General features: G+C 62.8%; 8 protein-coding genes. 7 read left to right on the forward strand and 1 reads right to left on the reverse strand.

Going from position 1 to position 12269, the window contains the following annotated elements; translation table 11 throughout:
- Window positions 1-52: 52 nt before the first annotated feature.
- On the reverse strand, window positions 53-1087 hold the full coding sequence (locus F0P96_RS00660; RefSeq protein WP_151076826.1) for a LacI family DNA-binding transcriptional regulator: 1035 nt from the start codon (window positions 1085-1087) through the stop codon (window positions 53-55).
- Between the two features lie 282 nt (window positions 1088-1369).
- Here F0P96_RS00660 and kduD point away from each other — a divergent pair, with 282 nt between their 5' ends.
- The 7 genes from kduD to F0P96_RS00700 are packed head-to-tail and all read left to right on the forward strand — an operon-like array spanning window position 1370 to window position 12193.
- Window positions 1370-2140, forward strand: coding sequence for a 2-dehydro-3-deoxy-D-gluconate 5-dehydrogenase KduD (kduD, locus tag F0P96_RS00665; RefSeq protein WP_151076827.1), 771 nt, complete (start codon window positions 1370-1372; stop codon window positions 2138-2140).
- Window positions 2141-2194: 54 nt separating this feature from the next.
- A complete protein-coding gene (gene kduI / locus F0P96_RS00670) occupies window positions 2195-3025 on the forward strand; it encodes a 5-dehydro-4-deoxy-D-glucuronate isomerase (RefSeq protein ID WP_151076828.1) in 831 nt (276 codons plus the stop codon).
- A gap of 36 nt (window positions 3026-3061) precedes the next feature.
- Window positions 3062-6391: a SusC/RagA family TonB-linked outer membrane protein gene (locus F0P96_RS00675; protein WP_151076829.1), complete on the forward strand. Its 3330-nt coding sequence runs from the start codon at window positions 3062-3064 to the stop codon at window positions 6389-6391.
- A gap of 21 nt (window positions 6392-6412) precedes the next feature.
- A complete protein-coding gene (locus F0P96_RS00680; RefSeq protein WP_151076830.1) occupies window positions 6413-8194 on the forward strand; it encodes a RagB/SusD family nutrient uptake outer membrane protein in 1782 nt (593 codons plus the stop codon).
- Between the two features lie 7 nt (window positions 8195-8201).
- Complete coding sequence (locus F0P96_RS00685) at window positions 8202-8540, forward strand: cupin domain-containing protein (protein WP_420840939.1); 339 nt, start codon at window positions 8202-8204, stop codon at window positions 8538-8540.
- Window positions 8541-8562: 22 nt separating this feature from the next.
- Window positions 8563-10659 (forward strand): pectate lyase, encoded by a 2097-nt coding sequence (gene pelA, locus F0P96_RS21120; RefSeq protein WP_201743898.1) that lies wholly within the window; start codon window positions 8563-8565, stop codon window positions 10657-10659.
- A gap of 10 nt (window positions 10660-10669) precedes the next feature.
- Window positions 10670-12193: a tagaturonate reductase gene (locus tag F0P96_RS00700; protein WP_167291130.1), complete on the forward strand. Its 1524-nt coding sequence runs from the start codon at window positions 10670-10672 to the stop codon at window positions 12191-12193.
- The last annotated feature ends 76 nt before the right edge of the window (window positions 12194-12269 follow it).

A 12269-nucleotide genomic window follows, 5' to 3' on the forward strand; every position in this document is an offset into this window, starting at 1 on the left:
AAAAAGCTGAATTCGCCGCTACTGCTGTTTGGTGAGCAGGCGCCGTTGGGCGTTAGGGAACTGGCGTAACGGACGTCGCGCGCGACGACTCGCGCACCACCAGTTCCGTTGGCACCTTCACCGTACCGACCGGGGCGGCGCGGTGCTTCCGTTCGATCAGTTCGATGAGGCGCTCGGCGGCCAGCTGCCCGATTTCCTGGGCCGGCTGCACCACCGTGCTCAGCGAGGGCGACAACAGATCGGCCACGTGCAGGTTGGTAAAACCAATCAGCGACACTTCATCGGGAATGGCCACTTTGCGCTGCCGCAGCGCCGCCAAACAGCCCAGGGCCAGCCGGTCGGAGGCGGTGAAGAAAGCGTCGGGCCGTGGGTCGAGGGCCATCAGTTCGTCCACCATCTGCCCGGCCTCGTCGGGGCCGAAGGTGCCGTAGCGCACCAGGTTCTCGTCGAAGGGAACGCCGTACTTCTCCAGCGCGGCGCGGTAGCCGGCCAGGCGCTCCTGCGTGATGCTGATCCAGGGCGGAATGGTGAGGTGCGCGATGCGGCGCCGGCCGGCCTGCAGCAGGTGCTCGGTAGCGGCAAAGGCCCCGCCGAAATTGTCGGCCACCACTTGGGTCACATCCAGCTCATCCGACACACGGTCGAAGAGCACCAGCGGCAGGTTTTTCTGCTGCAGCTCCTTGAGGTGCGACACGTCGGAAGTTTCGCTGGAAAGCGAAATCAGCAGCCCGTCGACCTTGCGGGCCACGGCCTGCTGCACGTTGGCCACTTCCCGCTCGTACGACTCGTGGGTCTGAAAAATGATGACGTGGTAGCCGCGGTTGTAGGCAATGGCCTCGATGCCGTTGATGGCCTGCGAGAAATAGTAGTTGGCAATCTGCGGCACAATCACGCCGATGGCCCGCGAGCTGCTGCCTTTCAAGCTCAGCGCAATCGGGTTAGGGCGGTAGTTGAGCCGCTCGGCGTATTCCATCACCAGCCGTTTGGTCTCGGGGTTGATTTCATAGCTGCCCCGCAACGCCCGCGACACCGTGGAGGTCGACAAATTGAGGGCGCGGGCAATGTCTTTGATGGTGATGGTATCCAAGAGCGAAAACGGTTAAATGCAATTATTGAGACTGGCGGAAGGAGCAATTTATGCAGCCTCAAAAAGGAAGGTAAGGCGTAGGGTCGAAAGAAGAATTGGCTGAAATCAGCGCGCTGCCCGAAATGGCAACGTTCCCGATAACGATTGCGCAAATAAACATTGTGCTCATCTTCTTTTTACGCCGGGAGCTATGAAATTTAACAAACCAGTCTGCTGTTCCAAGGTCCCAAAGATGCTCGGATTTCACCGGAAAGTTACCAAACGCCCTTCTCCATTTCGCAAATGAGCAACGCAGCGTCGTTCGACCTGACCGGTAAAGTAGCCCTCGTGACGGGCTGCAACAAAGGCATTGGGCAAGCCATGGCCCTAGGCTTGGCCGAAGCCGGTGCCGACATCATCGGCGTCTCGGCCTCGATGGCCTTGCAGGGCAGCGACACGCAGCAGCAGGTGGAGGCCCTCGGCCGCCGCTTCACCGCCTACCGGGCCGATTTCAGCCAGCGCGCCGCCGTCGATGCCTTTGTTGCGCAGGTGCTGGCCGACTTCCCGCGCATTGATATTCTGGTCAACAACGCCGGCACCATCAAGCGTGCCCCGGCGGCCGAGCACGGCGACGACCTGTGGGACGAAGTGCTGGCCATCAACCTCGACGCGCCGTTCCGCCTCGCGCGGGCCTTCGGCGGCCGCATGTTGGAACAGGGTTCGGGCAAGATCATCTTCACGGCGTCGCTGCTCACCTTTCAGGGCGGCATCAACGTGCCGGGCTACGCGGCCAGCAAAGGCGCCATTGGCTCGGTTGTAAAAGCGCTGGCCAACGAATGGGCCGGCCGCGGCGTGAACGTCAACGCCATTGCGCCGGGTTACATCGCCACCAGCAACACCGAGGCCCTGCGCAACGACCCCGACCGCTCCAGCAGCATCCTGGCCCGCATTCCGGCCGGCCGCTGGGGCACACCCGATGACTTCAAAGGCCCCACGGTGTTCCTCGCCTCGGCCGCCGCCGATTACGTGCACGGCACCATCCTCACCGTCGACGGCGGCTGGATGGGCCGCTAGACCACTCCGATTTCGCAACCACCCCAGACTCTTTTCCACCCGCTTTTTCTGCTCATGCACCAACGCCACGCCGCCAGCCCCCGCGAAACCGCCCGAATGACGACCGCCGAATTGCGGGCCGATTTTCTCATTGAGCGCGTGTTCGTGCCCGGCCACATCGAGCTGGTGTATTCGCACTACGACCGGATGATTATCGGGGGCGCTATGCCCACGGGCGAGGCGCTGGCCCTGCCCAATCCCGACAGCCTGAAAGCCGAATACTTTCTCGAGCGCCGCGAGTTGGGCATTCTGAACGTTGGCGGCGCCGGCCAGGTACTGGTTGATGGCACCCGCTACGAGCTGGGCCACCAGGACTGCCTCTACGTGGGCAAGGAGTCGCGCGAGGTGCAGTTCAGCAGCCACGACGCCGCCGCGCCGGCGAAGTTCTACCTGCTGTCGGCGCCGGCGCACCGGGTGCTGCCCACCACCCGCCGCACGCAGGCCGAAGCCACGCCGGTGGAAATGGGCGCACTGGAAACTGCTAATCGTCGCACCATCTACAAATACATCTACGCCGAAGGCATCGAAAGCTGCCAGCTGGTAATGGGCCTCACGCAACTGCAGCCCGGCTCGGTATGGAACACCATGCCCAGCCACACCCACGACCGGCGCATGGAAGCCTACCTGTACTTCAACCTGCCCGCCGACCAGCGTGTGCTGCACCTGATGGGCGAGCCGCACCAAACGCGCCCGCTCTGGATTGCCAACGAGCAGGCCATCATTTCGCCGCCGTGGTCGATTCATACCGGCTGCGGCACGTCGGCCTACGCCTTCATCTGGGGCATGGCCGGCGAAAACCGCGAATACACCGACATGGACCCCGTTGGCATCGGCCAGCTTCAATAACCTCCCCCCTTACGTTTTCCCACTCCCACTTCCTACATGAAACGACACGTACTATTGCTGGCGCCGCTGCTTGGGGTGACGCTGGTAGCCTCGGCGCAGGAGCAGCGCCGGATTCAAGGCACGGTTCGCTCCGCCGATAAATCGGAAGCCCTGCCGGGGGTAACGGTCGTGGTGAAAGGCACCACCATTGGGGCTACTACCGACCCCGACGGCAAGTTCAGCCTGAGCGTGCCCGCTACCGGCGACGTGACGCTGCGTTTCAGCTTCATTGGGTTTGAGGCGCAGGATGTGGCCCTCAACGACCGCAGCGAGGTGAGCGTGAGCCTGAAGGAAGACCAGAAAATCCTCGACGACGTGGTGGTTATCGGCTTCCAGGAAGTCAACCGCCGCGACGTGACTGGCTCGGTGTCGTCGGTTAGTGCCCAGCAGATCAAAGACATTCCCGTCAACTCGACGGGTGAAGCTCTGGCAGGCCGCCTGGCCGGCGTGCAGGTGACGTCGAGCGAAGGCCAGCCCGGCGCCGACATCCGCATTCGGGTGCGCGGCGGCGGCTCGATTACCCAGGACAACTCGCCGCTGTACGTGGTAGACGGGGTGCAGGTAGAAAACGCGCTGTCGGTGCTTTCGCCGCAGGATATCCAGTCGGTCGACGTGCTGAAAGATGCCGCCGCCACTGCTATTTACGGGGCCCGCGGCGCTAACGGCGTCGTTATCATCACCACCAAAGGCGGCCGCGAAGGCAAGTTGTCGGTATCGTACAACGGCTTTGCCGGTTTCCGCCGCGCCACGCGCCTGCTGGACGTGCTGAAACCCGCCGACTACGTGGACTACGCCTACGAAAAGGCCGCCCTGGCCGGCAGCACCACACTGGGCCAGTACCGGAAGCGCTTCGGTTCGAGCACCTTCCGCGACACCCGCGACTACTCGCAGCCCGTCGGCACCGACGCCAGCGGCCAGCCGATTTTCGGCTACGACACGCTGGGCGTATCGCGCCGGGCCGAGTTCCTGGATTGGCAGGACCGCGCCTTCGGCCGCGACGCTTTCCAGCAGACGCACAACCTGTCGGTTTCGGGCGGCGGCAAAGGCACCACGTTTGCCCTGAGTCTGACCCACAACACCGAAGACGGCATCCAGCTGCGCTCGGGTTTCGTGCGCGACCTGGTAAACTTCCGCTTCGAGCACAAAGCCAGCGACAAATTCCGCTTCGGCTTCAATACCCGCTTCAACGACCAGGTGATTACCGGCGTGGGTACGTCGAACCAAGGCACCGGCTCGACCACCAACACCCGCCTGCGCAACACCATTTCGTACGTGCCGCTGGTGCTGCCCGGCTTGGGCGACATCGACCCGGACCTGAACCCCGACGACGACTTCTTCAGCAACTCGGGCCAGCTCTCCAACCCGATTCTGACCCTGCAGAACGAGTACCGCGCCGACCGCCGCCGCTTGGTCAACCTCAGCGGCAATGCCACCTTCAATATTCTGAAGAACCTGTCCATCCGCTCGACGCTCGGGTTCGACAACACCAACACCCGCGTAGAGACTTTCAACGGGCAGTACTCGCCCACGGTGAAAGGTGCGAACTACTCGGGCCTGCCCTTCGTGACCATCGGCACGGGCAACCTAGTGACCATCAACAACTCCAACGTGCTGAGCTACTCCTGGAAAAAGGACAAGCACTCGTTGGACGCCGTGCTGGGCCACGAGCTGTACCAGCAGCGCAACACCACCCAACTCGTGCAGAGCGTGTACATGCCGCTCACGATTTCGGAGGAAAAGGCCATTAACAACATCAACCAGCGCGACCCGAACGCGCCCTCGACGCCGCAACCGGCCCCCACTACGGGCCGCCCGGTCGACGCGCACCTGCTGTCGGGCTTTAGCCGCCTGAACTACGCCTACGCCGACAAGTACCTGCTGACGGCCACGTTCCGCGCCGACGGCTCGTCGAAGTTTAAGAAAGGCAACCGCTGGGGCTACTTCCCGGCCGCTTCCGCCGCGTGGCGCATTTCGCAGGAAGACTTCATGCAGTCGATGTCCTCGACAGTATCGGACCTGAAGCTGCGCCTGAGCTACGGCCTGGCCGGCAACAACCGCATCCAAGACTTCCTCTACGACCCGATTTACTCGACCGGCGGCAACATTCAGTACGCCATTCTGGAGAATATCCTGCCCGGCTCGGCGCCCACGCGTTTGGCCAACCCCGACCTGAAGTGGGAAACCACCGTGTCGCGCAACCTGGGCGTGGATCTGGGCCTGTTCAACAACCGGCTTCAGTTTACGGTGGATGCCTACACCAACCGCACCCGCGACTTGCTCGTGGACCTGAACATTCCGCCCACCTCGGGCTACACCACCCAAACGACTAACATCGGCGCTACTTCCAACAAAGGCGTGGAGTTGCAGCTGAGCGGCACCGTGGTGCAAACCCCGGAATTCACCTACACGGCCAACACCAACATTGCCTTCAACCGCAACAAGGTGGTTAGCCTCGGCCCCGGCCGCGACGCCCTCGACCCGCAGTACTCCGGCTGGGCCAGCACCGAAATTACCGCCGACTACCTCGTGCAGGTGGGCCAGCCGGTGGGTCTGATGTACGGCTACGTAACCGACGGCTTCTACACCGCCGACGACTTCGACCGCTACGACACCGCCTTGAAGCGCTGGGTGCTGAAGCCGGGCGTGGTAACCGACAAAGACGTGACCGGCTACAGCGGCGTGACCGACGAAGTAATTCCCGGCACCATCAAGCTGAAGGACCTCAACGGCGACGGCAAAGTAACACCTGAAGACCGGCAGGTAATCGGCAACGCCAACCCCAAGTTTACCGGCGGCCTGAACCAGCAGTTTGCCTACAAAGGCTTCGATGCCAGCGTGTTTGTAAACTGGGTGGTGGGCAACGACATCTACAACGCCAACAAGATTGAGCAGACTTCTTACCTGCCCAATACCTACCTGAGCAACGGGCTGGCCATCATGAAGGACCGGTACCGCACCATCGACGACAACGGCCAGATCATCACCGACCTCGAAACCACCCGCCGCCTGAACCAGAACGCCAAAATCTGGTCGCCGCAGCGCAAGGTGTTCCTGCACTCGTGGGCGGTAGAAGACGGCTCGTTCCTGCGCATCAACAACGTCACGCTTGGCTACACCCTGCCCAAGTCGATTACCCGCCGCGCCAAGCTGGAGCAAGTGCGCTTCTACGCCACGGCCAACAACATCTACACGTTCACCAAATACACCGGCTACGACCCCGACGTGAACGTGCGCCGCGGTGGCAACGCCGCCCTGACGCCCGGTGTTGATTACGCTGCCTACCCTCGCAGCCGCGCCTTCCTGTTCGGCGTGAACCTTTCCCTCTAATTTCCCCAAGCTGCCTCTTTTATGAAATCCCTCTTTCGCCCAACCCTTGCCGCCCTTGGCATTGTTTGCCTGAGCAGCATTGTGTCTTGCAAAGATTACCTCGATGTGAAGCCCACCGCGTTTGATACGCCGGCCGACATCTTCAGCTCGGTGAGCGGCGCCAACAGCGCCATCCTGGGCGCCTACGACCCGCTTTCGGGCGACCCCGGCTACGGCAACCGCATCAGCTCGTTCTTCCCCTTCGACTCGGACGAGATGCAGAGCAGCCAGGGCGGCAACGACGGCGGCACCACCCGCCGCGGCATCACGCGCTACAGCGCGGCCATTACCAACGCTGACGTGCAGAACCCTTGGAACACGCTGTACCAAGGCATCGAGCGCGCCAACTCGTGCATCAAGTACATTCCCGAAATGGCGGGCTACAAAAGCGGGGCCGATGCCGCCACGCTGCAGCGCTTCCACGGCGAAGCCCTGACGCTGCGCGCCCAGTACTTCTTTGAGCTGGTGCGCAACTGGGGCGACGTGCCCGAGCCCCGCACGCCTTCGGCTGCCGGCCAAGATTTCACGGTGCCCCGCGCCGACCGCGGTGCCATCTTCGACCACCTGATTGAAGACCTGGCCCTGGCCGAAAACCTCGTGCCATGGCGTTCCGACCTCGCCGCCAACGAGCGGATTACCAAAGGTGCCGTGAAGGCGCTGCGCGCCCGCATTGCCATGTACCGCGGCGGCTACTCGCTTGGCCAAGATGGGGTAGTGACGCGCCCCAGCAACTACCAAGACTATTACACCATTGCCCGCGACGAATGCGCCCAGTTGATGGCCCGCCGCGACCAGCACGACCTGAACCCGAGCTACGAGGAGACCTTCCGCAGCATCAACGAGCTGCGCCCCGACAACAAGCACGAAATCATGTTTGAGGTGGCCATGGCTGGTGGCAGCGCGGCTTCCGACAGCAAGCTGGGCTACTACAACGGCCCGCGCATGACTTCCTCGCCGAAGTACGGCCAGTCGAGCGGCGCCATTACGGCCCTGCCCACTTACTTCTACGCCTTCGACTCGCTCGACGCCCGCCGCGACATTACGCTCACGCCGTACCTCTACGCCAACGGCAGCGACAACCAGTCGGCCACCACTCTCATCAACGTGACCGATGGCAAGTTCCGCCGCGACTGGCGCAACCCGCTCATCTCGTCGGTTACGGTGCAAAGCCTCGGCTACAACTGGCCCATCATCCGCTTCGCCGACGTGCTGCTGATGTTCGCCGAAGCCCAGGCCGACATTGCCTCGCCGACCACGGCTTTCAACGGCGTAACGCCGGTGCAGGCTCTGAACGAAGTGCGCCTACGCGGCTTCAAAGGCAACGCTACCAACGCCAAAACCGCCAGCACGCCCACCGACAAAGCCGGCTTCTTCCAGGCGCTGCAAAACGAGCGTTTCCTGGAGTTCGGCGGCGAAGGCATCCGCAAGTACGACTTGATTCGCTGGAACCTGCTCGGCACTAAAATCGCCGAAGCCAAAGCCACGCTGCGCGCCTGGGTGGCCGGTACGGCCGGTACCAACATCCCGACCACGGCTTACTACCGCGTGGTAAACGGCCAGTTGCAGTGGGCACGCTCGCTGTACCGCCCCGCGCCCGCCACGGCGCCTACCGGTGTGAGCAGCGTTTCGTGGAAGGGCTCGGTTACCGAAGCCCGCATTGCCGACATTGCCTCGGGCTACACCGTGGAGCACCAACTGCTGCCCATTCCGGCGCAGTCGGTCAACACGAACCCAAACCTGAAGCAAAACAAAGGCTACAACTAACGGCCGAGTGAGCGACCAGATCCAGCTTTTTGTACCCGGGGCCGAAATGCCCTGGGTACCCGCCGGAGCCGGCGTGCAGCGCCAGGTGCTGGCCCACAGCCCGGAGCTGATGCTGGTGAAGGTGGCGTTTGAAACCGGGGCCGTGGGTGCCGAACATCAGCACCCGCACACCCAAATCAGCTACGTGGAAAGCGGCGAGTTTGCCTACACCATTGGTGGCGAAACGCGCGTGCTGCGGGCCGGCGACAGTTGTGTGGTGCCGGGCAATACGCTGCACGGCACCGCCTGCCGGCAAGCCGGTGTGCTGCTCGACGCCTTCACGCCCATGCGGGCCGACTTTGTATAAGTGCTTCGGCACCTCCTGAAAAATGAAAAGAATGAAGTGGTTTGAGAAGGTGACTCTTCTGCTCACGGTGGGGATTTGGGGAAATGCTTCCTCCGTGAATGCACAGCAGATGAGTGTAGCGGCGGATGGTTCGGGAAATTTCCGGACCATCCAAGCCGCTATAGCCAGCCTGCCCGACCACGCCGCGCAGCAGCGCGTCATTACCATCAAGAAAGGCACCTACCGCGAGCAAGTCTCCATCGACGGCAAGGACCACATTACCCTGCGGGGCGCCAGCGAGAAAGACGTCATCATCACGTTTGCCCGCGCCCGCGACGCCTACCGTTGCGAAGGCAACACCGACGATTGGGGCGTGGCCACGCTTAACCTGCGCAACGCCCCCGACATCACGCTGGAAAACCTGACGGTCATCAACAGCTACGGGTTCGACGCCACCGGCGACGTAACCATCGACTGCCCCACCGACGCCAGCAAGAAGAAAACCATCAGCAAAACCGGCCACCAGATGGCCCTGCGCACCTTGCCGGGCACCACCCGGCTGGTGGTGCGCCACTGCACGTTCCGCGCCCTCGGCGGCGACACCGTCAGCCCCTGGGATACGGAAGTGGGCATGTACTACTTCCAGGATTGCACCCTGGAAGGCGGCGTCGATTTTTACTGCCCGCGCGGCTGGGCCTACGCCGAAAACTGCCGCTTCATCTGCCACAGCACCTCGGCCGCCATCTGGCACGACGGTTCCGGCAACGCAGACTCCAAAACCGTACTCAAGAACTGCTCTTTCGAGGGTGACCCCGGCTTCAAGCTGGGGCGCTACCACCGCGAGTCGCAGTTTTACCTCGTCGGCTGCAAGTTCAGCAAAGACATGGCCGACGCCGATATTTACCACGCGCCCTCGGGCCCCGGCACGCCCAAGTGGGGCCGCCGCGTGTACTACAGCAACTGCAAGCGGCAGGGCGGCGACTTCGCGTGGTTTAAAGACAACTTAGCCAGCGCACCCGGTGCGCCCAAGCTCGCTAGTCTCACGGCCGACTGGACCTTCGGCGGCCGCTGGTTCCCGGTATCGGGCCAGCCCGCCACCGTGCGCCTGGCTTCCATCGACCCGACCAACACGCACGCCACGGCGCCCAAGCCTGAAGCCGGTATCGATAGCGTAGCCGAGAAAATGCTGGTGTACCAGCGTGCCGTGGGTGGCTGGCCCAAGGCGGTAGGGGAGGCGAAGGTGGACTACAAGCGCCCGATGAGTGCCCAACTGCGGGCCGCTACCCTGGCCGATGCCAAGCGCATCGACGCCACCATCGACAACAACGCCACCACCCGCGAAATCCGTCACCTGACAACGGCTTTCAAGCAAACCCAGAACGCGGCCTATAAGCAGGCTGCCGAGCGCGGCGTGCGCTACCTGCTGGCCATGCAGTACGCCAACGGCGGTTTTCCGCAGTACTACCCCGACCGCAGCAACTACCGCCACCAGATTACCTACAACGACAACGCCATGGTGCAGGTGCTGCGGGTGCTGCGCAGCGTAGCCCAGGGCGAAGGCGACTTTGCCCTGTTCGACCCGGCCCTTAAGCCTCTGGCCCAGGACGCGGTGACGCGCGGCATCGACTGCATTCTGAAAACCCAGTACGTGCAAAACGGCAAGCTCACCGCCTGGTGCGCGCAGCACGACGAGAAAACGCTGCTGCCAGCCAAGGCCCGCAACTTCGAGCTGGCCTCGCTGAGCGGCGCCGAGACGGTGGGCATCGTGGAGTTTCTGCTGGGCGTCGACAACCCCTCGCCGGAGGTGAAGAAGGCCATCGGCAGCGCCGTGGCTTGGCTGGAAACGGTGAAGATGCCCGGCTTGGCTTTGCAGGAAATTACCGACCCCAAACAGCCTACAGGACGGGACAGGATAGTTGTGCCTACGGCCGGTGCCACCTTGTGGGCCCGCTTCTACGAACTCGACACCAACCGCCCCATCTACGTGGGCCGCGACAGTCAGGCGCGCTATTCCCTGGCCGAAATTGAGAATGAACGACGGGCCAACTACGCCTACGCCGGAACCTGGCCCGCCAAACTGTTAGCCACGGAGTACCCACAGTGGCAAAAAAAGTGGGAGAACGGAAAGAGCGGATTATAAAATGACCACCATGAGCTACTTGTCTCGCCCCCTGGCCCTTGCCGGCGCCACCACCGCAGTTGCCCTGCCCACCGAGCACCTGCTGGCCCTGCCCGAAAAAGTGCTGCAATTTGGAACCGGCGTGCTGTTACGCGGCCTGCCCGACTACTTCATCGACAAGGCCAACCGCCAGGGCGTGTTCAACGGCCGCATCGTGGTGGTGAAGTCAACCGACGGCGGCGACATCAACGCCTTCGACCGGCAGGACGGCCTCTACACGCTGTGCGTGCGCGGAGTGGAAGGCGAGCAAACCGTCGAAGAAAACATCGTGTGCTCGGCCATCAGCCGGGTGCTGTCGGCCAAAAGCCAGTGGGCCGAGGTGCTGAAATTCGCCGCCAGCCCCGAGTTGCAGGTGGTTATTTCCAACACCACCGAAGTGGGCATTCAGCTCACTGCCGACGACATCAAGCAAAACCCGCCCCAGTCGTTTCCCGGCAAGCTCCTGGCCGTGCTCTACGCCCGCTACCAGGCGTTTGGCGGCGACAAATCCAAGGGCCTCGTGATTGTGCCCACCGAACTCGTGCCCGAAAACGGCACCAAGCTCGAAGGCATTCTGCTGGAGCTGGCCCACCGCAACGGCCTCGATTCGGAGTTCATCGACTGGCTGGAAACGGCCAACCAGTGCTGCAACTCGCTCGTGGACCGTATCGTGCCCGGCCGCCCCGACTCGGGTACGCTCAACGCCCTACACGAACAGCTGGGCTACGAAGACGACCTGCTCACCATTTCGGAGTCGTTCCGCCTGTGGGCCATTCAGGGCGACGAACGGGTGCGCGAAGTGCTGTCGTTCAGCCAGGTAGACGAAGGCGTGGTGATTCAGCCCGACATCAACGAGTTCCGGGAGCTGAAGCTGCGCCTGCTTAACGGCACGCACACGCTGAGCTGCGGCCTGGCTTTCCTGAGCGGCTTTGAAACCGTGCGCAGCGCCATGGAAGACGACGGCATGGCCGCGTTCATCAGCCACCTGATGCTCGACGACCTGCTGCCCGGCATTCCATACCCCGTGGATGCGGCGCTGGCCAAGCGGTTCGGCGGCCAGGTGCTCGACCGGTTCCGCAACCCCTACATCGACCACCGCTGGCTGGCCATTACCATGAACTTCTCGACCAAGATGCAGATGCGCAACGTGCCCACGCTGCTGCATTATTACGAGCAGCGCGGGAATGTGCCGCAGTACTTCGCCTTGGGCTTTGCTGCCTACTTACTGTTCATGCGCGGCGTGCAGCAGGAGGAAGACGGCGTGTGGTACGGCCACACCGGCAGCGAATTGTACCCGATTCAGGACGACAAGGCCGGCTATTTCGCCGACCTCTGGAGCCGCCTCGCTCCCGAAGAACTCACCCGCACCGTGTTGCAGAGCCACGCGCTGTGGGGCCACGACTTGTCGCACCTGCCGGGCTTTACGGCCCAGGTAACCACGTACCTGCAGCAAATGCTGGCCCAGGGCGTCCGGGCGACGCTGGCCAAGCACATCAGCAGCCAAGTACCCGCTTAAACAAGGACGACCGCCCCGGGCCTCTATCAGTCGTCTCAGCAAGCTAACAGCCACCCGCTAATAGCCCTCAGTTCAA

It is taken from the genome of Hymenobacter busanensis, from assembly GCF_008727865.1.
Taxonomy (GTDB): domain Bacteria; phylum Bacteroidota; class Bacteroidia; order Cytophagales; family Hymenobacteraceae; genus Solirubrum; species Solirubrum busanense.